The organism is Bacillus oleivorans (assembly GCF_900207585.1).
Lineage (GTDB): Bacteria > Bacillota > Bacilli > Bacillales > JC228 > Bacillus_BF > Bacillus_BF oleivorans.
This window is the reverse complement of record NZ_OAOP01000004.1, coordinates 135604-158695: the sequence shown is the minus strand read 5'-3', so window position 1 is coordinate 158695 and position 23092 is coordinate 135604. Positions and strand designations below refer to the sequence as shown.

Annotated in this window: 20 protein-coding genes and 1 other annotated feature; of the genes, 16 read left to right on the top strand and 4 right to left on the bottom strand. The window is 39.5% G+C overall.

Annotation, left to right across the window (positions count from 1 at the left end; genetic code table 11):
- The first annotated feature begins 17 nt into the window (after positions 1–17).
- From CRO56_RS10345 to CRO56_RS10335, 3 genes are all read left to right on the top strand, one after another.
- On the top strand, positions 18–1310 hold the full coding sequence (locus CRO56_RS10345) for a serine hydrolase domain-containing protein (protein WP_097158553.1): 1293 nt from the start codon (positions 18–20) through the stop codon (positions 1308–1310).
- A gap of 408 nt (positions 1311–1718) precedes the next feature.
- The gene (locus CRO56_RS10340; RefSeq protein ID WP_097158552.1) at positions 1719–2222 is read left to right on the top strand and encodes a S4 domain-containing protein; all 504 of its coding nucleotides are present in this window, start codon (positions 1719–1721) and stop codon (positions 2220–2222) included.
- Between the two features lie 97 nt (positions 2223–2319).
- Positions 2320–2823: a DinB family protein gene (locus tag CRO56_RS10335; protein ID WP_097158551.1), complete on the top strand. Its 504-nt coding sequence runs from the start codon at positions 2320–2322 to the stop codon at positions 2821–2823.
- A gap of 286 nt (positions 2824–3109) precedes the next feature.
- Here the strand turns inward: CRO56_RS10335 and proS are convergent, their stop codons facing one another.
- Positions 3110–4507 (bottom strand): proline--tRNA ligase, encoded by a 1398-nt coding sequence (gene proS / locus CRO56_RS10330; RefSeq protein ID WP_097158831.1) that lies wholly within the window; start codon positions 4505–4507, stop codon positions 3110–3112.
- A gap of 87 nt (positions 4508–4594) precedes the next feature.
- Positions 4595–4801 (bottom strand) — a binding site (T-box leader).
- Between the two features lie 111 nt (positions 4802–4912).
- On the opposite strand from proS, the gene shc reads away from it, so the two are divergent.
- The 9 genes from shc (at position 4913) to CRO56_RS10285 (ending at position 13996) form a co-directional block, all read left to right on the top strand.
- A complete protein-coding gene (shc, locus tag CRO56_RS10325; protein ID WP_097158550.1) occupies positions 4913–6796 on the top strand; it encodes a squalene--hopene cyclase in 1884 nt (627 codons plus the stop codon).
- Positions 6797–6891: 95 nt separating this feature from the next.
- Complete coding sequence (locus tag CRO56_RS10320; protein WP_097158549.1) at positions 6892–8112, top strand: DUF819 family protein; 1221 nt, start codon at positions 6892–6894, stop codon at positions 8110–8112.
- 121 nt (positions 8113–8233) lie between these two features.
- Entirely contained in the window at positions 8234–9160 is a 927-nt protein-coding gene (locus tag CRO56_RS10315; RefSeq protein WP_097158548.1) for an MBL fold metallo-hydrolase, read from the top strand.
- 24 nt (positions 9161–9184) lie between these two features.
- Positions 9185–9865 (top strand): DUF2306 domain-containing protein, encoded by a 681-nt coding sequence (locus CRO56_RS10310; RefSeq protein ID WP_097158547.1) that lies wholly within the window; start codon positions 9185–9187, stop codon positions 9863–9865.
- Between the two features lie 609 nt (positions 9866–10474).
- A complete protein-coding gene (locus CRO56_RS10305) occupies positions 10475–10825 on the top strand; it encodes a lmo0954 family membrane protein (RefSeq protein ID WP_097158546.1) in 351 nt (116 codons plus the stop codon).
- A gap of 18 nt (positions 10826–10843) precedes the next feature.
- Positions 10844–11494: a PspA/IM30 family protein gene (locus CRO56_RS10300; RefSeq protein ID WP_097158545.1), complete on the top strand. Its 651-nt coding sequence runs from the start codon at positions 10844–10846 to the stop codon at positions 11492–11494.
- Positions 11495–11590: 96 nt separating this feature from the next.
- Positions 11591–12328, top strand: coding sequence for a cell wall-active antibiotics response protein LiaF (liaF, locus tag CRO56_RS10295; RefSeq protein ID WP_245855767.1), 738 nt, complete (start codon positions 11591–11593; stop codon positions 12326–12328).
- The gene (locus CRO56_RS10290; protein ID WP_097158544.1) at positions 12325–13371 is read left to right on the top strand and encodes a sensor histidine kinase; all 1047 of its coding nucleotides are present in this window, start codon (positions 12325–12327) and stop codon (positions 13369–13371) included. The genes liaF and CRO56_RS10290 overlap by 4 nt, the downstream gene beginning before the upstream one ends.
- Positions 13364–13996, top strand: coding sequence for a response regulator (locus tag CRO56_RS10285; protein ID WP_097158543.1), 633 nt, complete (start codon positions 13364–13366; stop codon positions 13994–13996). Before CRO56_RS10290 ends, CRO56_RS10285 begins: the two co-directional genes overlap by 8 nt.
- Before the next feature lie 278 nt (positions 13997–14274).
- On the opposite strand, the gene CRO56_RS10280 is transcribed toward CRO56_RS10285, so the two are convergent.
- Together CRO56_RS10280 and CRO56_RS10275 are read right to left on the bottom strand one after the other, a co-directional pair.
- Positions 14275–15357: a mechanosensitive ion channel family protein gene (locus tag CRO56_RS10280; protein WP_097158542.1), complete on the bottom strand. Its 1083-nt coding sequence runs from the start codon at positions 15355–15357 to the stop codon at positions 14275–14277.
- A 114-nt stretch (positions 15358–15471) separates the two neighbouring features.
- On the bottom strand, positions 15472–16035 hold the full coding sequence (locus CRO56_RS10275; protein WP_097158541.1) for a beta-class carbonic anhydrase: 564 nt from the start codon (positions 16033–16035) through the stop codon (positions 15472–15474).
- Between the two features lie 187 nt (positions 16036–16222).
- Here CRO56_RS10275 and CRO56_RS10270 point away from each other — a divergent pair, with 187 nt between their 5' ends.
- The 3 genes from CRO56_RS10270 (at position 16223) to treC (ending at position 20971) form a co-directional block, all read left to right on the top strand.
- Positions 16223–16957, top strand: coding sequence for a VOC family protein (locus CRO56_RS10270; protein ID WP_097158540.1), 735 nt, complete (start codon positions 16223–16225; stop codon positions 16955–16957).
- 518 nt (positions 16958–17475) lie between these two features.
- The gene (gene treP, locus CRO56_RS10265; protein WP_097158539.1) at positions 17476–18900 is read left to right on the top strand and encodes a PTS system trehalose-specific EIIBC component; all 1425 of its coding nucleotides are present in this window, start codon (positions 17476–17478) and stop codon (positions 18898–18900) included.
- Positions 18901–19282: 382 nt separating this feature from the next.
- Positions 19283–20971 (top strand): alpha,alpha-phosphotrehalase, encoded by a 1689-nt coding sequence (treC, locus tag CRO56_RS10260; RefSeq protein WP_097158538.1) that lies wholly within the window; start codon positions 19283–19285, stop codon positions 20969–20971.
- 40 nt (positions 20972–21011) lie between these two features.
- On the opposite strand, the gene corA is transcribed toward treC, so the two are convergent.
- The gene (corA, locus tag CRO56_RS10255) at positions 21012–21962 is read right to left on the bottom strand and encodes a magnesium/cobalt transporter CorA (RefSeq protein WP_097158537.1); all 951 of its coding nucleotides are present in this window, start codon (positions 21960–21962) and stop codon (positions 21012–21014) included.
- Between the two features lie 87 nt (positions 21963–22049).
- Between corA and treR the strand changes: the two genes are divergently transcribed.
- Entirely contained in the window at positions 22050–22769 is a 720-nt protein-coding gene (gene treR / locus CRO56_RS10250) for a trehalose operon repressor (protein WP_097158536.1), read from the top strand.
- Positions 22770–23092: the final 323 nt, after the last annotated feature.

The window sequence follows — 23092 nt, the reverse complement described above, 5'->3', positions numbered from 1 at the left end:
TAAATGGAGTGGAGAAAATGTCTGAGCAAAAATGGCAGGATTTCGAGTCTTATGTAGAAAAGATAATGAGGGAAAAACATATCCCTGGTGCCGCAGTAGCTGTTTCCCAAAACGGAGAGGTGATTTACAAAAAAGGATTTGGGTATCGCAATGTAACTACTAAGGAACCGGTAACTCCAGAAACGATTTTTGGAATTGCCTCTGTAACAAAATCATTTACAGCACTAGCTATTATACAGTTGGAAGAGGAAGGCAAGCTTTCAGTCCATGACCCAGTTGTTAAGTACATACCAGAATTTCAGCTTAATGGTGTAAAGGATATGGATAAAATTAAAATCTATCATTTGCTTTCCCATACAACCGGGTTACCGCCGATGCGGAGACGGGAAGAGCTGAACAGACTGAAAGACCATTTGGAGTATTTGGCACATGAAGAGTACGAAATGCTCGGCGAACCTGGGGAATATTTTAGTTATTGTAATGATACCTTTTTGCTTTTAGGAGAAATTATTGAGCGGTTAACCGGCAGGCTTCACCGCAGATATGTAACGGAAAAGATCCTGAACCCACTTCAGATGTACCGTTCAACCTTTAGCTTAGAGGAAGTGGCTAAACTAGAAAATGTTTCAGTTCCTTATATGTATAGTAAGAAAACCAAGTCCTACGAAGAACAGCCATGGCCCACTCTAGGAAACTATGAGGTAGGCGGAGGAATCCGCTCCAATGTCCTTGATCTTTTAAAATATGGCCAAGTATATTTGTCCGATTCCTCTAAGTATACTCATAAAATGTGGAACCATCTTCACCCTATTAAAAGTAACTCCTACTACGGCTATGCTCTCCAGGTAACACCTGATTATTCAGGTGTCACCCTTGTGGAGCACGGCGGTGGCCAGCCGGGTGTTTCCTCCAACTTTGGGTTTATTCCGGAAAAAGGAGTGGCAGTCAGTGTACTTACGAATGTCTCCGAAGCACCGGCTGCGGATCTTTGGCTTGCGGCCGTTAACACAGTTTTGGGTCTTTCTCTTGATCAAAAGCGAAGTGTTGAACCTGTTTATGAGGCGACTTCGGGAGAGCTGCAGCTTCTAGAGGGTTCGTACGAATCAGCTGAAGGCGGAAACATTACAATTTTAAATGAGGAAAATGAGTGGTTTGCTCAAGCGGCAGGGGAAAAATTTAAATTAAGAGCCAGTGCCAGTGATACCTTGGTCATCGAAGCATTGGAGTTGCCCCTTAAATTCTTTATAAAAGAAGAAGGTCCTGCCTGGGCTGTTCTGTTTGGGTCAAGAATGCTTAGAAGAAAGGTGTAAATGCATCATAGAATCTAAATTAAAAATAAAGGATATAGAATTTCTTTATTCAATTTGTTAAAATATTACTGTAATGCTATTTGGATAGAAAGGATCGTTCTGACTTTATGCCAACATTTACTTTGTAATGGAAGCCATGAATTGGATAAGACTCCGCTTTTTGAAAAACGAGAGGTTTTTCTTCAAGGGGGCAGTCTGCCCATTTATCCCATTACAAAGGAACAGAACAGATCTGTAGTATGTATAAACAGAGGTTCTCCTATTTGGGGGAACCTTTTTTGCTGTAAAAAAATAGGAAGGAATTTCGCAAATTAAAATTTTTACTATATACAGTCATGAATTCAGCATACTGCAAGATATCCAAATAGTTATGTGTCTGTTCCTTTATCTTAAAGAGGTGAAGGAAAAATGCAGATCGCAACTAAGGAATTAGTTTGGAATTTAGTTGATGTAAAGGAAGAAAACGTGGTCCGTCGCCACTGCAGTAACTGTGGCAAGGTTGTTCCTTTTTACGATACAACGGTCCGGAGGCATAATGCGAACGGGAAAACCATTTATCGGTTTGCGATTTTTAAATGTGAAAAAAATCATACGTGGAACAAAAAGCTGGAAATCTATAAAACGTATACAGACCATGTCCGGTTAAAAGAAGAACGTGTGACTATTGATTTAGAGAAAATAGAGCTCTCTTTGGAAGAATTTAAAGGGGCAGGAATTCAGCTAGTCTGCATTAACATTGGAGAGGTCATGGGGACTTTTCGTTTAGATAAAACCATTTCTGATAAATTTACTGATTCGAGTCGTTCTGAAATTGCAAGAAAAATAAAGGAGGGTTCAATCAGGATGAACGATAATGTGGTGAAACCGAGCAGTAAAATCGCAGAAAATTCGATTATAACCATTTCATTGTAATTTAAAAAAAACTGATACTTCCCTGACAGCGGTTGTCAGGGAAGTTGTTTTATGATTGGGAAAACAATCATTTTATAAAGGCAAGGAGGATAAAAATATGGTTCATCCTGCATTAGACATGTACAATTATCATGTTTGGGCAAATAATGTAATTATTGATCGGCTATTAGTGCTTCCCCACGATATGTATCACAAGGAGATTCAAAGCGGTTTTTCCTCGGTAGCGAAGGTGCTGTCACATATTTACCAAGTAGACCATACATGGTTTGAGATTATCTCAGGGAAAAGCATGGAGGAAGCTTTGCAGAATTCATTTCAATTAGTGCCAGAAGTTGAAGCTAAAAGTCTGGAGGAAATGAAGGGAATATTTGAAAATTTATCTGATCAGTACAAAGAACAGCTAGCCAGTTTTGAAGATATGGATCAGGCAATGGTTGTTGAAAATCCGTATGCAGGCAGGCTTGAAACGTCTGTTGCCGAAACACTGCTTCACGTTGCGACCCATGGTGCCTACCACCGCGGCAATATCGCAACGATGCTGCGGCAAATGGGCCATACCTCAGTCATGCAGGATTATGGACTTTATTTATATCAGAAATAGAAAGGCTCAGGGGAAATCCCTGAGCTTTTTTAATTGGATGCAAGCGCCATACTAAAGGGGTTAAAAGAACTAAATTTGGAGATAGAGAAGAAGAACGGTCCTTGTTCAGTGCTCTTAAGGACAAAACCCGGTCAACGCGCCAGGCAAATGTCTATCATAAGTGGGATGAAGGACAAAACCCACCTAGCCCCCCAGTCAAATGTCTCTCATAAGGCTAACCAAGATCAAAACGCGAAAAAAAGTCCTTCATCAGGTATGAAGGACAATTTAAATTTTATTCTTTATGCTAATAACTCTTCGCCCAATAAACCATATGCTTTGCTTCTTTTCCGCAGCAAACACATTGTTCAGAAACCGACTCCTGCTCAAACGGAATACATCTTGAAGTAGCACCCGTTTCTTCTTTTATTTGATCCTCACACGCCCGATCTCCGCACCACATCGCTTTGATAAAACCGGGGTTACCAGATAAGTTCTTTTTAAATTCATCAAAGGTAGCAGCAGTCGCTGTTTTTTCCTCCCGTGACGCTTTTGCCTTATTAAACAGGTTCTTCTGAATCTCATCTAAAAGCGCGACAATCCTGTCTTCTATTTGATCTATAGATACAAACAGCTTCTCGCCTGTATCACGGCGAACCAACACAACCTGATTGTTTTCAATATCCTTTGGTCCGACTTCTAAGCGGAGTGGAATCCCCTTCATTTCGTATTCATTAAACTTCCAGCCTGGTTTTTTGTCGCTGGCATCGATGCCAACACGGACGACTGCTGAAAGCTTCTCCTTCAAATCATACGCAAAATCCAAAACTCCTTCTTTATGCTGTGCAATCGGAACAATCATCACTTGGGTAGGAGCGACTTTTGGCGGAATCACTAAGCCGCGGTCATCTCCATGGACCATGATCAAAGCACCAATAACCCTTGTCGTAAAGCCCCACGATGTTTGATGAACATACTGGAGGTTTCCGTCTTTATCCAGGTATTGGATGCCAAAGGCTTTGGCAAATCCATCGCCTAGGTGATGAGAAGTGGCTGTTTGCAGTGCTTTTCCATCATGCATGAGACTTTCAATGGTATAAGTGAATTTAGCGCCGGCAAACTTTTCTTTTTCCGTCTTTTGGCCTCTAAGGACAGGAATGGCTAAAAGTTCTTCACAAACACTGGCATACACTTCAAGCATTCTTTTTGTTTCTTCGTGAGCATCTTCATCTGTTGCATGGGCAGTGTGGCCCTCTTGCCATAAAAACTCAAGTGTACGGAGGAAAGGACGGGTTGTTTTTTCCCATCTCACAACATTGGCCCACTGGTTATATAGTTTTGGCAGGTCACGGTATGAGTGTATGATATTTTTATAATGCTCACAGAAAAGCACCTCAGAAGTCGGACGTACGACTAACCGTTCGGCTAATTCTTCTGAACCGCCATGAGTGACCCAAGCAACTTCAGGTGCAAAGCCTTCAATATGATCTTTTTCTTTTTGCAGCAGGCTTTCTGGGATAAATAAAGGCATATAGACATTTTCATGCCCTGTTTCTTTGATCCGCTGATCCAATGCCTGCTTAATATTTTCCCATAATGCAAACCCATATGGTCTAATAATCATCGAACCGCGAACACTAGAATAATCGACTAAATCTGCTTTTGTGACAATGTCTGTGTACCATTGGGCGAAATCTTCATCCATCGCGGTGACACTTTTTACAAATTCCTTTGACTCCTTCACGTTTTACACTCCAATCTTTGAAATAAAAATAAAAAAGCCCTGGCTCCCAAAAGGGACCAAGACTTGGCGGTACCACCCTGCTTTATAAGGCAAAACGCCCTATACTCTCACTCTAATAACGGATTGAACCGCTGTATCTTTTCATACAGAACTCCAAGGCAGGTTCAAATGAGCACCAATAGGAACCTTCCAGCAACCGGTTCCCTCTCTGTTAAAGGTTAACATCATTTTACTAGTCCTTTTCATCGTTTTTTACATATATTTTTGGAAAATTATATAGGCAAGAATCGGTAAAGTCAATTGATTTTGAATGTTTGACCACGTTTCTTACATATATTGATAGAAAAAAGGACTGGAGTGAACGATATGATTGAACAGGTCCAGGCGGAAATTGAGAGATTGGTCGCTATATTAAAAGAGGATCAGCAGGAGGATGGGGCATGGACATATCCTTTTGAGATGGGAATATTAACTGATGCCTATATGATTATTTTATTAAGAACGCTAGAATGGCATGATGAACCACTTATTAAAAAACTAGTTAAACGAATAGAAAGCAGACAAGAACAGAATGGTGCATGGAAGCTTTATGAGGATGAGACAGAGGGGAATCTTTCCCTAACGATAGACGCGTACTATGCGCTTTTGTATTCGGGCTATCGCCAGAAAACGGACCCTCATATGAAAAGGGCGAGCCATTTTATCCGGCAAAAAGGCGGATTAAAAAAAGCAAAGGTATATACAAAGGTCTTGCTTGCAATGACAGGACAATATCCATGGCCATCCTTTTTTCCGTTCCCTGCAGAATTTATTCTTTTGCCGCGCTCCTTTCCATTTAATTTTTATGATATCTCTGTATTTGCACGTGCCAATTTAGCGCCGATGATGATCCTAACCAGTCTACGATTTCAGATAAGAACGAATCGGAGCCCTGATCTTTCTAATCTGCATATATCTGAACGGAATGATTACTGGGAGGAGTACCGCTCAAAAGAATGGCGCACCTTTTTTTCAATGATTCAACACGGAATCAGCACATTGCTTGGAATTCCTGAGCGAATCCGGGCGCGTGCATTAGATGAGGCGAGGCGGTATATGCTGCAGAGAATTGAGCCGGACGGAACATTGCTAAGCTATTTTAGTTCCACTTTTTATATGATTTTTGCAATGCTTGCTTTAGGGGCGTCGAAACAAGACCCTATAATTGTTAAAGCAGTAGAGGGATTAGCGTCGATGGGAACTGTCATCAGCGAACAGGTACACATCCAATATACAACTGCGGCTGTCTGGAATACATCTCTTATTGGGATGGCGCTGCAAAAGGCAGGACTGCCCGATTATGACCCGGCGATTATAAAAGCCAATCAATATCTATTGACTAAACAGCATCAGAAATACGGAGATTGGGTTGTGCATAATCCAAAGGGTGAACCAGGGGGATGGGGATTTTCAGAAAGTAACACGATCAATCCGGATGTTGATGATACGACAGCCAGTCTCCGTTCTTTAACGAATGCAGCCTTAGATGATCCTAATCATCTTCAGGCATGGAAGCGGGGGATTGGATGGCTGCATACGATGCAAAATAGAGACGGAGGCTGGCCAGCCTTTGAAAGAGGAATTAATAATAGAATGCTAGAGCTGCTTCCAGTTGAAGGAGCTGAGTTTTTTCTGATGGATCCGTCATCTGTTGATTTAACCGGCAGAACATTAGAGTTTTTAGGAAACTATACACAGTTTAAAAATCCTAATAATCGGGTAGAGAAGGCAGTCAAGTGGATTTATGGTCAGCAAGAAAAGAATGGGTCATGGTATGGAAGATGGGGGATTTGTTATCTTTATGGAACATGGGCAGCCATAACTGGACTTATCGCAGTAGGAGAGTCTCCTAATCATCCAGCTATTCAAAAAGCGATTCGCTGGCTGAAACAAACACAAAACACGGATGGAGGCTGGGGAGAATCCTGTAAGAGTGATATTTATAAAAAATTTATTCCTTTGAATGATAGTACACTGACACAAACGGCATGGGCCGTAGATGCCTTAATTGCTGGGTCTGACAGACCATCCAGGCAGATTGATAATGGGATTGCATTTTTAATTAGAAATAGCGGGAATTATTCTTGGACAGAGAGGTATCCGACGGGGCAAGGGATGGCTGATTTCTTTTATATTCACTATCATAGTTATCGCTACATTTGGCCGTTAGTCGCTTTATCAAATTACAAAAGAAAGTATTTTCAAGCTTAGCAAATTAATAGTTCTACTAATAATAACTTGTTAGAAAATTTAAACTTATGGTTAAATAGAAGAGAAAAAATAAAGGGGAAAGGAAGAGATTTGTCTTGGAAAGTTTGATTAAGCCAGATGAAACATGGCTCCTGTGGGCTTTTTTAGCGGCATGGGCTGCTTTCAGCATTTATTTAGAACAGAAATATAAGTGGGCATCAAAGGTTTCTGGTGCGATTATTGCACTAGTCGGGGCTATGATTCTCGCAAACTTAAATATTATTCCGACAGCATCCCCTGTCTATGATGCAGTTTGGGTGTATGTCATTCCATTAGCGATTCCGCTTTTGTTATTTCAAGCCAATTTAAAAAAGATCTGGAATGAAAGCGGTAAGCTTCTTATTATATTTCTGATTAGTTCAATCGGGACGGTTGCTGGGGTTACGGTTGCGTTTATCACTTTGAAGGATTACATACCAGTCCTTGATAAAATCGGTGCGGTGATGACGGGATCTTATATTGGCGGAGGAGTTAACTTTGCAGCACTTGCCGCCAAATTTGAAACACCAGGTGAAATGGTTTCAGCTGCTACAGTAGCCGATAATTTTTTGATGGCTATTTATTTCTTTGTTTTAATAGCAATCCCTTCCATCTCATTTTTCAGAAATAAGTTTAAAACCCCTTATATCGACCAAGTTGAAAAAAACGGTACAAATGAGGGAGAAACTCAAAGTTCGGCTTACTGGAAGAGAAAAGATATCTCATTAAAGGATATTGCCTTTGCGTTGGGAAGTTCGTTTGTGATTGTGGCTGTTTCGTTTAAGCTTGCGCAAGTATTTAACGGTTGGATCCCAAGTGAAGAAACGGGAAATACATTTCATGTGATTCTCGATGGAATTTTTGGAGACAAATATTTAATGTTAACAACTATTACCGTTCTTTTGGTCACCTTCTTCCATCGTTTCTTTGAACGAATCAATGGTGCTCAAGAATTAGGAACATATTTAATTTATTTATTCTTTGTGGTTATTGGAGTTCCAGCATCACTCCCGCTTTTAATAGAGGCAGCTCCATTACTTTTAGTTTTTGTTGCTATTATTGTTTTAGGTAATATGGTGATCACCTTTTTCTTTGGAAGATTGTTTAAATTTAACCTGGAAGAAATGATTTTAGCCAGTAATGCCAATGTCGGCGGACCAACGACGGCAGCAGCAATGGCAGTTTCAAGGGGATGGACTGATTTAATTGCGCCTATTATGCTCGTTGGAACATTAGGCTATATTATCGGAAACTATATCGGCAGCTTTATGGGTTATTGGTTCCAAAGCATGATGTGAATAAAATTTTATAAGATGATGGCGGCCGATATTGGCCGCCATTTTAAAATATGTGTAAAAAATTCATGAAGAAAGAAGATTTTTAACAAGGAAATCGTACAATGGAACGGGAGGTGCAGCGATGAAAAAGAGGTATCAGAACTACGATAATGTCATCAATACAAAAACATTTACCGATATGTTGCGGTGGCAAAAAGAAAGAAGAGCGACTAAAAAAGACTTGACTAAACAAATCCAGCAGGCTGAGAGAAAAGAGATTTTCCAGCTGCAACAAAACCGAACTGATCGTTCCATCACGTGGATTGGTCATTCTACCTTTTTGATTCAGCTCGAAGGACTCAATATTCTAACGGATCCTGTCTGGGCAAATTGGATGGGAGTACAGAAAAGAATGACTGAACCGGGAATTCCGATTGAGCAGCTGCCAGAGATTGATATTGTAGTCATATCTCACGGGCATTATGATCATCTGGACTTTGGATCTATAAAAAAACTAAAAGGCAATCCAACTTTTTATGTGCCGATTGGCCTTAAGTCCCTTTTTATCAGAAGAGGCTACCAGCACGTAGTCGAAGCAAAATGGTGGGATTGCTTTAGTCATAAAGGTCTTCAAATCTCTTTTGTACCAGCTCAGCATTGGACAAAGCGAGCATTAACCGATACGAACACATCCCATTGGGGCGGCTGGATTATCGAGGCTTCTAATCCAAAACAATCTGTTTATTTTGTCGGTGATACTGGTTACTTTAGAGGCTTTCAAGATATAGCTCACCGTTTTGATTTAGATATTGTTTTAATGCCGATTGGCGCCTATGAACCGGAATGGTTTATGAAGGTTTCCCATATTAATCCGGAGGATGCAATCAAAGCATTTTTAGATTTAAATGGACGGATCTTTATTCCCATGCATTATGGAGCTTTTCGTCTTGCAGATGATACCGGTCCTGAAGCGCTAGAACGTATGTATAAAGAGTGGGAGCGGCTCGAGTTAAGTAACGAGATGTTAAAGGTACTTGCGATTGGTGAAACATATTGGATGATGAAGTGAAGTCGCTTAAAGGAGAGAACAAGCTTGCAATCATTATTTTCGTTATTTTTAAATTTACATATTATTGGAGGTTTTACCGCCCTTCTTGTATTCTGGGTCCCCATCGTAACCAAAAAAGGCGGCAAAGTTCATCGAACGGCAGGCTGGGTATATGTGGCTGGAATGGGCACTGTTTCTATAACCGCACTATATATGGGAATATATCGGATCATTACTAGTGATGAACTGGGAATCGTTTCGTTCTCGTGGTTTCTTATCTTTATCTCGATCTTGAGCGGAGCAACAGCCTTTTATGGAATCCGGGTGTTAAAATATAAGAAACGGACAGCTATGCATCGAAATCTATTGGATCTATCTTTCCCGTTATTGCTGATTTTATCGGGCATTGCAATCGGAATTTATGGCTGGATGATTCAATCACCATTGATCACTTGGTTTCCGCTTGTAGGAATCTTTTTGGGAAGTACTCAATTAATCTATTGGCTTCGCAAGCCCGTGAAAAAAATGCATTGGTGGTTTGAACATCTGGCGGGCATGCTAGGGTGCTGTATCGCGACCATTACAGCTTTTATGGTGTTTGGTGCACCGAGGCTATTAAATATAGAAACCGTTAATGTTTTTCTATGGTTCTTACCTACAATTTTTTTGACTCCTGTTATTATCGGATATTCAGTCTATTACGCAAAAAAATTTAAAGTGCGCTGAATAAGCTAAGGCAGCTGGCGGATCTTGCTCAGCTGCTTTTTTATTGCTTAGTTGTAAAAACAGGAGTCATTAACAAATCTTAAAGAATCATTAAGAATACCCGCCCAATTCTTTTGTTCCCTGACCGATATTTTGATTGCCGCCAAAATATTATGGTGTCCGCCCAATTATCGAGATTTTCGCCCAAATATTATTGGGGAAGCCCAATTACAAAATTCCCCGCCCAATTAATCAGGAGAAACGCCCAATTACTAGGCACGAGCGCCCAAAAAATTGAAGAACCCGCCCAAATAAGTCAAAGACCCGCCCAAAAATTGTGATTCGCGCCCAATATTTAATGATTAAGCCCAAATTTTTTCAGACTTCAGGCTAAAAGGTACCGCTCCAAAATCTAAATTTTTGCTCAAAATTCTTGTTTCCATGCTCCAATCTCTCTGATCTCCGCTTAACAACAAACTATGCGAAAGAAGCCTTTTTTTAAGGAGTCTGACCCCAACTAAGCCTCAAGTCCTATATCAAAATATAGCTGAGGCTCATTATAAGAAAACAAGATGGTAGTTAAGATAGAGACATAAAGGAAATGCAGCAATCCGAAAGGAGGAAATAAAGATGAAAAAATTCTTGCTATTGCTGACAGGTGGTATTGCCATCCTTGTTTTACTCGGTGCATTAGGACCGCTGGTGGGCTTTGCGATAAGTGTCGTCATCCTATACTACTCTGCTAAGGAATTTATCAAGGCAGAATCAACAGGTAAAAAGATTTTATGGGCAATCATTGGCTTGGTTTTCTTATCCGCAACCTTGTCCAATGTTCCAGCGCTCATTGGAGTGGTGGCCATCGTAGTCCTTTTCCTAGTCTATAAGAAATGGAACAAGGAAAAAGAAGTCACCCGTGACGAAGTTGATGATCCATTTGTCAATTTTGAAAGAGAATGGTCAGAGCTTAAAAAACATTATTAATTAAAGGAGAGATTTAATATGACAAATTTATGGGACCGTATTAAAAATTCAGTAGCTGCCGATTTTCATGAGATTTTAGATCAAAAAGAGCAAAAGAATCCGATTGCTTCCTTAAATCAATATCTTCGCCAATGTGAGCAAGAGGTTGAAAAAGTCCGCAAGCTTTTAGAACGTCAATATATGCTAAAGGATGAGTTTTCCCGCGAATATCATCATGCTGTTGAACTGATGGAAAAACGCGCACATCAAGCTGATGTGGCTACAAAAGCAGGGGATCAGGAGCTTCATCAGTTTGCTGCAGCAGAGCTTCGCATGTATGAAGAAAGAGTGGCTCGCTTAAAAGAGGCGCGCACCAAAGTGCTTCAGCAGTTAGTTGAACTTGAGCGTAAATATGAAGAAATGAAGCATAAACTCAAGGATATGCACATCAAGCGGATGGAGCTTATGGGTCGCGAAAACATGACACGTGCTCATATGAAAATCAATAAAATGCTCGACTCTACTTCATATTCTTCTAGTCAGCCATTCTCCAAATTTAGCGAGCTGGAAAATTATTTAGACCGGTTAGAATATAGAATTAATTCTGACTATCACCGGAATACAATTGATGCTAAAATTGCACAGCTAGAAAAAGAGCTAAAAAAAGAAGAATCTAGTACAGTTCAATAAGAAAAACATGGTATTCTAAAAAGTGAGGTAAAGAGGCGTAGGTTGCTACGCCTTTAACCCTTTTATCTTTATCAGCATAGAAAGGAGGAGAGACCTGTGAATTTTGAAAAGAAATCTGACATCTTTAAATATGCGGTAATTGCACTGATTATTATGCTCATCCTCGAGATGTCTTTTTTTAATCCAGGGTTTATCTTCTCCATTGCCATATCTGTGTTTTTCATTTATTGGGGGCGAAAGTGGTCCCCGCGGATGTCAGGGAAAATTCTATTTTGGTTTGGAGTCATTAGTTTAATTATCGGATTTTTAAGTTCCTTTGCTTTTCGAATCCTGCTATTCATAGCGATTTTTTATATATTGCTGCAGTACGGCCGATCGAAACAGCAGCCGACACCGATTAAACCGATTATTCATGAGGTGGAATCTTTAAAAAGCAGTTCTTCTCCACTCTATAACAGGAGCCCCTTATTCCGAAATGTCCTGATTGGCAGACAAAGGACTCCTGAAACAGTCTATGAATGGCATGATATTAACATTCAGGCAGGGATCGGGGATACGATTATTGATTTAACCAATACCGTTTTGCCGAAAGGTGAATCGGTTATTATGATTCGCAATATTATTGGGAATGTTCAAATCTATGTTCCCTATGATTTAGAAGTTCAGGCCAGTCATTCAGTAGTGGCCGGAACCTTTGATATTTTTGAGCAAAAAGAGGAAAAGGTTTTTTCGGCAAATGTGATCTATCAAACTCCTGAATATGGGCAAGCCACTCAGAAAATAAAAATCGTCACCACCATGTTTCTTGGAAAACTAGAGGTGAAGCGATTATGAGTACCATTATGCGACATGTGATGATGTGTATTGGCGTAAGCCTTGGAGTGATGGCCTTATTAACGGCCGCGATTTTCTTCTATTTTCCATTAGAAGAGTGGTCATTACTATGGGAAACAAAAATTCTCGATATGCCTTTTATTACATTTGTACCTGGGCTTTGCATTCTATTAGCGATCATCGTCGGAATATTTTCTGGTCTTTTTTGGAGAAATCAGTTAAGCAACGTAGAAAAGGGTCTTTATCTGTTAGAACAAGGAAAGCAGGTAAGTCTTGAAAAACCTCATAAAATCCCAGAGCTAGAGCCTATTTGGGGCCGGATGGAAGGAATTCAGAAACATATAGCTGAACAAACAAAAATGTCACAAAAACTGGCTAATGAAAAAGCGGCGGACCAAGAAAAAGTAATCGAAGAAATGGTGTTCCAAGAAAGACAGCGGTTAGCAAGAGAGCTACATGATTCGGTCAGTCAGCAGTTATTTGCTGCTTCGATGATGATGTCAGCCATAACAGAAACGAAGTCTGACCCAGAAGACTGGGAGGCAAAACAGCTAAAGCTGGTAGAGGGGATGATTCAGCAATCGCAAATGGAAATGAGAGCCCTGCTCCTTCACCTGCGGCCGGTAGCCCTGAAAGGAAAAACGATACATGAAGGAATGAAAGAACTTCTCCAAGAGCTATCCTTAAAAGTCCCAATGGAAATTACTTGGAAGCTAGAGCCTTTGCATTTAGATAAGGGAGTAGAAGATCATCTTTTCCGGATATTCCAAGAATCTATCTCGAATACCCTCCGTCATTCTAAAGCGAAATCGCTGGAAGTATTATTTATAGAAAGAGATGACCTCATTATATTGCGGGTCGCAGATGATGGAGTAGGATTTAACGTGGAAGAGTCCAAAACAGGGTCGTATGGTTTACAAAATATGTATGAACGGGCAGTTGAACTTGGCGGCCTATGTAAAATTGTTAGTATTCCGAATCAAGGAACCAAGTTAGAGGTTAGAATCCCTAAGGTAAAAGAAGAAGGTGATGGGAATGATTAGAATATTGTTTGTCGATGACCATGAAATGGTACGAATTGGTGTCTCTTCTTATTTATCGGCCCAGCCTGATATAGAAGTTATTGGAGAAGCCGATAATGGCAAAACAGCTGTGCTAATGGCACTAGAGTTAAGACCGGATATTATTTTAATGGATTTAGTCATGAAGGAAATGGACGGCATTGAAGCAACACGAGAAATTATCAAAGCATGGCCAGAAGCAAAAATTATTATTGTAACGAGTTTTCTTGATGATGATAAGGTATATCCGGCGCTTGAGGCCGGTGCTACTAGCTATTTATTAAAAACTTCAAAAGCAAGTGAGATTGCAGAAGCGATTCGTTCGACCTTTCATGGGCAAACGGTGTTAGAACCAGAAGTGACGGGGAAAGTCATGTCAAAAATGCGAAAAGGCAATGAACGTCTTCCTCATGAAGAATTGACAGAGCGGGAAATGGAAATTCTGCTTCTGATGACTCAAGGGAAGACGAACCAGGAGATTGCGGATGAATTATTTATCGCCTTAAAGACAGCTAAGGTTCATGTAAGTAACATTCTCAGTAAGTTAGATGTTCAAGACCGGACGCAAGCTGTTATTTATGCTTTTAAACATTCCCTTGTAAAATGAAAGCCCTCCAAGTTTTGTTTTGGAAGGCTTTTTTAGATAGAACTCCTATCCATTTTTTTTAGCATTTATCAAAAAGAGAATTTAAGGTCCATGTTATTCCTTTGATACTCTAAGGATTTAACGAAGATCAATTTTTGCAGTCCAGCCGATGAGGAAATTGCAAGCTCACCAAACTTTTCGGCCTCTTCAAATTTCTTTTTATTAAAAGCCGTTTCAGCATCAAGTGCGTATTGCAGTCCCTTATGCTTTGGCGCCCTACTCTCTTCTATTCGGAAAAGCTATGCATCCTTTTCTGTAGAAAAATGAGGTTCTTCCATATTTGCCAAATACAGCGAGCGGGTCGGATAGGCAAGTTCAATGTTTGCTTCCTCTAACATACGAAGAATTTCAAAGTTCAATTGTTCTTTAATTTGTAAAAATTCGCCCCATACAGTGGTTTTTGTAAAGAGATAGAAAAACACTTCGTAATTTCCACTTTCAATCAGGTCAAACGTGACAAAGATGGTTTCTTGGTGAATGTCATCATTATTTTTTAGGTAGTCCCGGATCCGTTCTATAAATTGGTTCAGTTTTTCTGGGGAGGCTTGACCTGAAATCGGCAGGGTAAAAGTGATCTGCCTTTTCCCCATCTTCGACCAGTTCGTAATAGCTTCATTAGCAAGCGTGGAATTAGGAACGGTTACAAGTGCTTGTGCAAACGTTCGAACGATCGTACTTCTGAAAGAAATATCTTCAACCGTCCCCTCAACACTTTTCGTTTTGATCCAGTCTCCAATCGTAAATGGTTTTTCAGTAATAATGACAAACCCGCCAAAAACATTTTTAACCGTATCCTGAGCCGCAAGTGCGAAAGCTAAACCGCCGAGACCGAGACCAGCAATAAATCCATTTACATCGTAATCAAATTCCTGCGCGATTACACTGAGGGCTAGAGCGATAATGATAAACCGGGCAATCCTTGATAAAAATGGAGCCACCATCATATCCATTTCAAGGTTAAATCGCTTATTAATTTTTTGAAAGATAAGCGAGGAAGCATCCGTTAAATTATAGAATCCCCAGGCTAAGAGAGCGATGATACTGGCTCTAAATAGCCGAATCACAACCCACATGTGCTCCTTCATGAATGATAGCTGATCAATGGCTAAAAATATCCCAATCAATACAAATAGCCATCTTAATGGCCCTTCGAAGGCAAGGAGAATATGAAACACGACTTCTGTTGATTTTCTTTTAACGAGTCCCGTGATAAATTTGAAAACATATGTAGTGAACAGTTTTCTAAGCAATAAAAAAACTACGATAATGGCTAGACTAATTCCAACTTCCTTTAATAATTCAAGCGAAACAGGCAGTTCCATAGTTTGTCCCCCCTTTTATACAATATTATGCCTAAAACTAAACATAATCAGCACTCGTGTCAAATCATAGGGTTTGCTAATAGTAAAAAAGGCAGTCCCAGAAGGAACTGCTTTTTAGAAATTATAGCCTTCTTTAATTAAATCAAGCTTCCCTGTTTCCGGGTCAATAACAAGACCATGGACAGGGACTTTTTTGTCCATGAGAGGATGATTTCTAATCATATCCACACTGTTTTTAACATTTTCTTCAACACTGTCAAAGCCCTTAAGCCATTGCTCAACGTTAATCCCTGAATAATTGAGCGTTTCAAGGGTTTGGTCAGAGACTCCGCGATCCCTCATTTTTTTTATGGTATCAGGACTGTTTACTTTAGTCATGCCACAATCATGGTGCCCAATGACTAAAACTTCGTGAGCCTGTAACTCATAGATAGCGACTAAAATACTCCTCATTACGCTTCCGAATGGATGATTAACAGAAGCTCCTGCATTTTTTACAATTTTGACGTCGCCATTCTTTAGGTTCATTGCTTTCGGCAGCAATTCAACTAATCTTGTATCCATACAAGTGAGAATAACCATTTTTTTATTAGGAAATTTGGTTGTTGTGTAAGCTTCATATTGTTTTTCTTCTACAAACTGTTCATTATACGTAAGGATTTCATTAAGCAGTGTCATGGTTACACCTCATTTATTATTGGGTAAAGAAAGAATCAGCTATTTTATTTACCCGTAATTTGTTTTATTAAAACCATATCTAATTTATTTTATCATGAAGATTGCTGAAATAAAAAAACGAAGGGTTTATGGTCTGATTATTTATTTGTTAGTGATATACTCTTTTTAAAAGAGAGGAGAGGAGTCAATGGATCTTTTTTTGGATCACCTCGTACAGTTTGTTTATAAGGATTTAGATTCGAAAACCGAGATGTTAAATAAAGAAGGGATCCCTGTAAAAAGAGGCGGCAGTCATGTTGATTGGGGGACATATAACAGTTTGCTTTATTCACCGAATCTCACCTATATCGAATGGTTAGCGATTGAAGATCGAGAAATCGCTGAGAAGGCCGAAAATCCCCTTGTCCATCATTTGTTGAAAAAAGCATCCGCTGGGGACCACCTTGGACAGATTGCTCTTCGTACATATAACATGGATGAGATCGCGCGCGGTTTTAGCGAAAAGAATATTCCCCATCAGCTGTTTGACGGAAGAAGGACTCGAAGTGACGGGGTTACGCTGACATGGAAAATGCTGTTTTTGAAACAAAAAGCGGGAACGATGGAGCTTCCATTTCTAATTGAATGGGGACAAACCGATACGGAGAGAAAAAACGATTTAGAAAAACAAGGACTAATCGATCATAATTTATCAATATCAAAAGTCTACTACGCGGTGCATAATGCAGCTGCTTCATTAAATAAATGGTACTACTTTTTCCCGTTTGAAGAAAAGAAGGTAGTAACTAAAGAAGATTGGTTTGGGAAAGGGTTTGAAATTCAATTGAAAAATGCTGCACTTGTTTTTCTCCAGCCTGTAAAAAATGGCTATATCTCTGATATCTTAAACAGATATGGCGAAGGTCCTTTTTTATTTGAATAAAATGTATTGATAAAGCACTTGGAAAAGCGTCCAAGTGTTTTCTTTTTGTTTATTCTCAGACAGGGTAAAAATTGTGTGAATTTGTCCAAGCAGCCTATCGGTCAAAATGGTTTCTATCGGTGAAATTTGTGTTCTATCGGTCAAAAATGGTTTCTATCGGTCAGATCGGGGTGTCTATCGGTGAAAAACGGGATTCTATCGTTCAAACTGGAAGTTCTATCGGTCAAAACTTGTTTCTACGGGTGAAATTTGTGTTATATCGGTCAAAATTAATTTCTATAGGTCAAACTCGTGCTCTATCAGTCAAAATTTTGGTCTATAAACCGAAATCACTCTTTACAACGCACAAACGGTTCTTTTTGGAAGCGTAAACATTTTCGTTGACAACTTGTATATACAAGAATACAATTAATTCATAACATGTATATACAAGTTAAACTATATATGATCCCATCATAAAACAGCGGGGATGAGGCAAAATATTCCTTAAAATGAAAACGATTACGGGAGGGGACATCATGAGTGAATACAAAGATTCAGCCCGAGAAATAGTTGAGGCTGTTGGGGGCAAAGAAAATATTGCAGGCGCAACTCACTGTGTCACACGCTTACGATTTGCTTTAAAAGACGATGAAAAAGTCGATAAAGAAAAGCTCGAAAATATAGATGTTGTAAAAGGATCTTTTTCTGCCAATGGACAGTTCCAGGTCGTTATTGGACAGGGAACCGTTGACAAAGTATATAACGAGTTAGCTGCTCAAACAGGGATAGAGCAAGCCTCGAAGGAAGATATTAAAGAGCAGGCTGCCCAAAAACTAAATCCGTTACAACGAGCGATAAAAGCACTAGCTGATATTTTTATTCCGATCTTACCAGCCATTGTGACTGCCGGTCTTTTAATGGGGATTAACAATCTCTTAACGGCAAATGATTTATTTTATGAAGGCACGTCGGTTATAGCAGTACATCCGCAATGGGCTGATTTAGCAGGGATTATCAACCTGATTGCGAATACGGCCTTTACTTTCCTGCCTGCCCTTATTGGCTGGTCTGCTGTTAAGAAGTTTGGCGGCAGTCCGATTCTTGGGATCGTATTAGGATCCATGCTTGTCCACCCAGACCTTTTAAATGCATGGGGCTATGGTAGTGCACTACAGACCGGAGAGATTCCGACTTGGAATATATTAGGCCTAACCATTGAGAAAGTGGGTTATCAGGGACAGGTATTGCCAGTTCTTGTTGCCTCCTATTTACTTGCAAAGTTAGAAATCTTTTTGAAAAAACGTGTCCATGACTCGATTCAATTGCTTGTTGTCGGACCTGTAGCATTATTAGTTACTGGGTTTGCTGCTTTTATCGCAATTGGACCGATTACTTTTGCGATCGGAAATGTAATAACTGATGTCATGGTGATGGTTTTTGATAACTTCTCAATTATTGGCGGTTTACTATACGGCGGCTTATATGCAGTGCTCGTTATTACTGGAATGCACCATACCTTCCTGCCAATTGATTTGCAGTTAATCGGTACCGGCAATGGAACATTCTTATGGCCGATTTTGGTTATGTCAAACATTGCCCAAGGTTCTGCCGCACTAGCTGTGATGGTGTTGGCACGGAAAAATGAGAAGCTTCGCGGTTTAGCTTTAACAGCTGGGATTTCAGCCTATATGGGAATCACGGAACCAGCCATGTTTGGTGTAAACCTGCGCTACCGCTTTGCTTTTATTAGTGCAATTGCCTCTTCAGCGATTGCCGGTGCCTTTATTTCCTTCTTTGGCGTTAGAGCCACTTCAATTGGAGTAGGGGGCTTACCAGGTATTTTATCCATTATGCAAGAATATTGGCTAGTCTTCGCGATGGGTATGCTGATCTCGATTGTTCTTCCATTCGTATTGACCTATCTATTTGCAAAAATTAAGAAGCAGGAATTTCAGGCATAATCAAAAAAATCAGGGGAGAGCATGAATTCTCCCCTATTTTCTATTGGCTGTTTTCGCAATGATTGTTGCTGCCTGAAGTATATTTTTTAAACTGTAGTGGAATGGTGCGGAAGACACCCTGAGTCCTCATAAAACGCATTCGCATTTTCTTCGTGCGATGCTTATGCTGCCGAATTGTTCCTTGTCCTGCAGAAAGAAGAGGTAGGGCATGAGACCCCGCAGGCAAAGCCGAGGAGGCTCGACTTCCTCCCCTGGGAATCTTGTGTCTGGAGCGAACTGGAAGGACATGTTTGCATCCATTAAAAAACAATAAAGTATGCGAAAAGCCTATCTATTAGAGCAGTATTCAAAACAAAGAATATATATGGCAGGTGTAATCAACATGGAACAAACACAACCATGGTGGAAAAAAAGCGTTGTTTATCAGATTTATCCGAAAAGCTTCTATGATACAACAGGTGATGGGGTTGGCGATCTCCAGGGAATTATTAAAAAACTGGATTATCTTAACAAGCTAGGGGTCGAAGTCATTTGGCTAACTCCAATCTACGACTCTCCACAACGGGACAACGGCTATGATATACGTGATTATTATAAAATTCATGAAGAGTACGGGACGATGGAGGATTTTGATACCCTGCTTGAGGAAGCTCATCAGCGTGATATAAAGATTATCATGGATATTGTCGTCAACCACACTTCTACTGAACATAAATGGTTTCAAGCCTCCCGCAGCTCCAAAAATAATCGCTATCGGGACTTTTATATTTGGAAGGATCCTAAACCTGGCCAAGAAGCGCCGACCAATTGGCAGTCAAAATTTGGCGGATCTGCCTGGGAATATGATGAAGCTACAGGACAATATTATCTGCATCTGTTTGATGTGACCCAAGCAGATTTAAACTGGGAAAATGAAGAGGTACGCCGGGATGTTTATGAAATGATGCATTTCTGGTTTAAAAAAGGTGTTGATGGCTTCCGATTAGATGTGATTAATCTCATTTCGAAGGATCAAAGCTTCCCGGACGATGATGGCTTTTTACCTCCAGGCGATGGCAGGAAATTTTATACAGATGGTCCTCGAGTTCATGAATTCATGAAAGAGATGAATCAGGAGGTCTTTTCCAAATATGACAGCATGACAGTTGGAGAAATGTCATCGACGACGATAGATAACTGTATTCGCTATACGAACCCGGAAAGTAAAGAATTAAGTATGACCTTTAATTTCCATCACCTAAAAGTAGACTATCCAAATGGTGAAAAATGGGCGATCACCGATTTCGATTTTCTGAAGCTAAAAGAGATTTTATCCACCTGGCAAATTGAAATGCATAAAGGCGGAGGCTGGAATGCTCTTTTCTGGTGTAATCATGATCAGCCAAGAATCGTTTCGAGATACGGGAATGACGGGGAATATCATAAGGAATCAGCAAAAATGCTGGCTACAGCAATCCATATGATGCAGGGAACACCATATATTTACCAGGGTGAAGAAATCGGGATGACGAATCCGAAGTTTGATTCGATTGATCAATACCGTGATGTGGAATCGTTAAATATGTTTAAAATGATGAAGGAACAAGGACAGTCGGAAGAGGGCATTCTAGAGATTTTGAAACATAAGTCACGCGATAATTCCCGTACACCTGTCCAATGGAATGACTCGCCTAACGCTGGCTTTACTTCTGGAACACCATGGATTCCAGTTGCTAATAATTATAAAAAAATCAATGCGGAACAGGCATTAAACGACGAGGATTCGATTTTTTATCATTACCAAAAGCTGATTCGTTTACGTAAAGAATTAGATATTATCACCTTTGGCGATTATCAGCTTCTATTAGCGGATCACCCAGAATTATATGTCTATGTAAGATCAATGGGAAATGAGAAGTTAGCAGTAGTTAATAATTTTTATGGAAAAGAAGTATCTTTTGAAGTTCCAGCTGAATTGGATTCTGAAAAAGAAAAGGCTGGGCTAATTCTTTCTAATTATAAGGATTCAGAAAATATCCTCCGAGATATGACGATACGTCCATATGAATCACTGGTTTATCATATGAAATAAGAGAAAGAGGGGGCAGTCTTTACTGCGAGACCGCCCCTTTTTAACTAAACCACCCTTTTTTCTTAAACCAAAGATACATGCCATAGCCAATTAAAATCATGACAAGGACAGTGACGAAATAGCCGTAGCGCCATGTTAATTCGGGCATGTATTGAAAGTTCATGCCATAGACTCCTGCAAGAAAGGTTAGAGGCATAAAAATAGTGGTTACTAAGGTAAGTACCTTCATTACATGGTTCGTTTGATGGGAATTTAAAGACATATAGCTGTCACGAATATCATTGGTAATTTCACGGTTGGATTCTATCATTTCTGCAAGCTTTAATAGGTGGTCATGGATATCAGAAAAGTATTCCTTTCTTACATCTACTTTTAAAACTTTCGTTGAATTAATAATCCGATATAATAAATCCCTCATTGGATGAACGGTATGACGCAAAGTCAAAAGGTAATGACGAATGTCAAATAGTCTTTCCAGCAGTTCCTGCATTCCCGTTCGGTCAACCTGATTTTCAATCTTGTCAATTTCGTCCTCTAATAAATAGACAATCGGAAAATAATCATCCACAATTTTATCTAGAATTTGATGCAATACGTAATAGCTGTTCCATTCTTCCGGATTGGCTGCATGGAGAAAACGTCTCGTCACATCATTCACTTCAGGAGAGGGATGTTCATGATAAGTCACAATAGAATGGTCGGATACAAAAAAATTTAATTCTTCTTTTTCGAACGTTTCAGGATTTAATCGATGCGTAACCAAAAAATGATAGCCATCATAATAGTCCAATTTTGGGCGCTGGCGAATCGATATACAATCTTCAATCGCTAAAGGATGAAAGTGAAAGGTATTTTCTAGTTCAGTAATTTCGAGCTCATTAGGCTGATTAAAATCAACCCAAAACCATTCTATATCCTGCCTTTCCAATTCCTTTACTGAATTCCCGGAAATCACTTTATTTTGTGTAGTCCGAATCAGAACTTGAATCATATAAATTCCCCCCATCTTTTCGCGGGTTTCCTTCATTAAGAGTAGAACATACAAAGTTACGTGGTAAAATACGGGTAGGTGATGAAATTGAAGGAAAGTAAATATGCTCCTATATATCGACAAATTGTACAAGATATTCAAAGAGGATTCTATAAAACCAATGCCATTCTCCCCTCGGAAAACGAACTTTCACAACAGTTTGGAACATCAAGAGAAACGATCCGGAAGGCGTTAAATTTACTGGCGCAAAACGGATATATTCAAAAAATCAAAGGGAAGGGTTCAGTTGTTTTAGATGTAAAAAAAATGAGCTTCCCTGTATCTGGATTGGTGAGCTTTAAAGAGCTGCAACAATCATTAGGAAGAGATACCAAAACGATTGTTTATGATTTTGGTTTGATTCACCCTGATGAATTGTTACAGCAACAGCTTCAGATAAAGCCTGACGCAGAGGTTTGGAAAGTAATACGATCGAGAGAGATACAAGGGGAACGCATTATCTTAGACCGGGACTTTCTTCTAAAAGATTATGTTCCCCTTTTAACTAAAGAAATATGTGAGCAATCGATTTATGAGTATTTAGAGCGGGAATTAAAGCTTCAAATCAGTTTTGCCAAAAAGGAGATTGTAGTCGAACCGTGTACGGATGAGGACCGCTCCTATTTGGATATTGAGGGCTTTGATCATGTTGTGGTCGTGAAAAATTATGTTTATTTAGAAGATGCCTCGCTTTTTCAGTATACAGAATCAAGACACCGCTTGGACAAGTTCAGATTTGTCGATTTTGCAAGAAGGGCACATAGATAATATTAAGGCTATGATAAAGAGGAAAAAATCACTTGTATCTAAAAGAAGAACTCAATATAAAAAAATACAAATAAGATAATCAGTTAGTGGCAAGCGTTAATTCAAAAAATGGATTAACGCTTTTTTTGATGAAGTTATTGCTGACGGAGCAGGAGAGTTGGAAAAGAAATTTAAGTAGGAATAAATAAATTTTACCAAATAAATTATTTTTTCCATTTTAATCTGAGGTTTTCAGTTCTTAAAAATTAGGACTGTGTCTGTATTTTAATAACTTAATTTTAAAGCTATTGACCCATACATAAATTTTAGAAAAAAGAAGGTAT

Excerpts from the sequence above, each read along its gene's own strand:
- CRO56_RS10270 (WP_097158540.1), top strand. The coding sequence starts at position 16,223 with ATGGATCTTTTTTTGGATCACCTCGTACAGTTTGTTTATAAGGATTTA.
- CRO56_RS10280 (WP_097158542.1), bottom strand. The coding sequence starts at position 15,357 with ATGGAACTGCCTGTTTCGCTTGAATTATTAAAGGAAGTTGGAATTAGT.
- CRO56_RS10305 (WP_097158546.1), top strand. The coding sequence starts at position 10,475 with ATGAAAAAATTCTTGCTATTGCTGACAGGTGGTATTGCCATCCTTGTT.
- shc (WP_097158550.1), top strand. The coding sequence starts at position 4,913 with ATGATTGAACAGGTCCAGGCGGAAATTGAGAGATTGGTCGCTATATTA.
- CRO56_RS10345 (WP_097158553.1), top strand. The coding sequence starts at position 18 with ATGTCTGAGCAAAAATGGCAGGATTTCGAGTCTTATGTAGAAAAGATA.
- CRO56_RS10315 (WP_097158548.1), top strand. The coding sequence starts at position 8,234 with ATGAAAAAGAGGTATCAGAACTACGATAATGTCATCAATACAAAAACA.
- CRO56_RS10335 (WP_097158551.1), top strand. The coding sequence starts at position 2,320 with ATGGTTCATCCTGCATTAGACATGTACAATTATCATGTTTGGGCAAAT.
- CRO56_RS10285 (WP_097158543.1), top strand. The coding sequence starts at position 13,364 with ATGATTAGAATATTGTTTGTCGATGACCATGAAATGGTACGAATTGGT.
- CRO56_RS10300 (WP_097158545.1), top strand. The coding sequence starts at position 10,844 with ATGACAAATTTATGGGACCGTATTAAAAATTCAGTAGCTGCCGATTTT.
- corA (WP_097158537.1), bottom strand. The coding sequence starts at position 21,962 with ATGATTCAAGTTCTGATTCGGACTACACAAAATAAAGTGATTTCCGGG.
- CRO56_RS10340 (WP_097158552.1), top strand. The coding sequence starts at position 1,719 with ATGCAGATCGCAACTAAGGAATTAGTTTGGAATTTAGTTGATGTAAAG.
- treC (WP_097158538.1), top strand. The coding sequence starts at position 19,283 with ATGGAACAAACACAACCATGGTGGAAAAAAAGCGTTGTTTATCAGATT.
- proS (WP_097158831.1), bottom strand. The coding sequence starts at position 4,507 with ATGGATGAAGATTTCGCCCAATGGTACACAGACATTGTCACAAAAGCA.
- CRO56_RS10290 (WP_097158544.1), top strand. The coding sequence starts at position 12,325 with ATGAGTACCATTATGCGACATGTGATGATGTGTATTGGCGTAAGCCTT.
- treP (WP_097158539.1), top strand. The coding sequence starts at position 17,476 with ATGAGTGAATACAAAGATTCAGCCCGAGAAATAGTTGAGGCTGTTGGG.
- CRO56_RS10275 (WP_097158541.1), bottom strand. The coding sequence starts at position 16,035 with ATGACACTGCTTAATGAAATCCTTACGTATAATGAACAGTTTGTAGAA.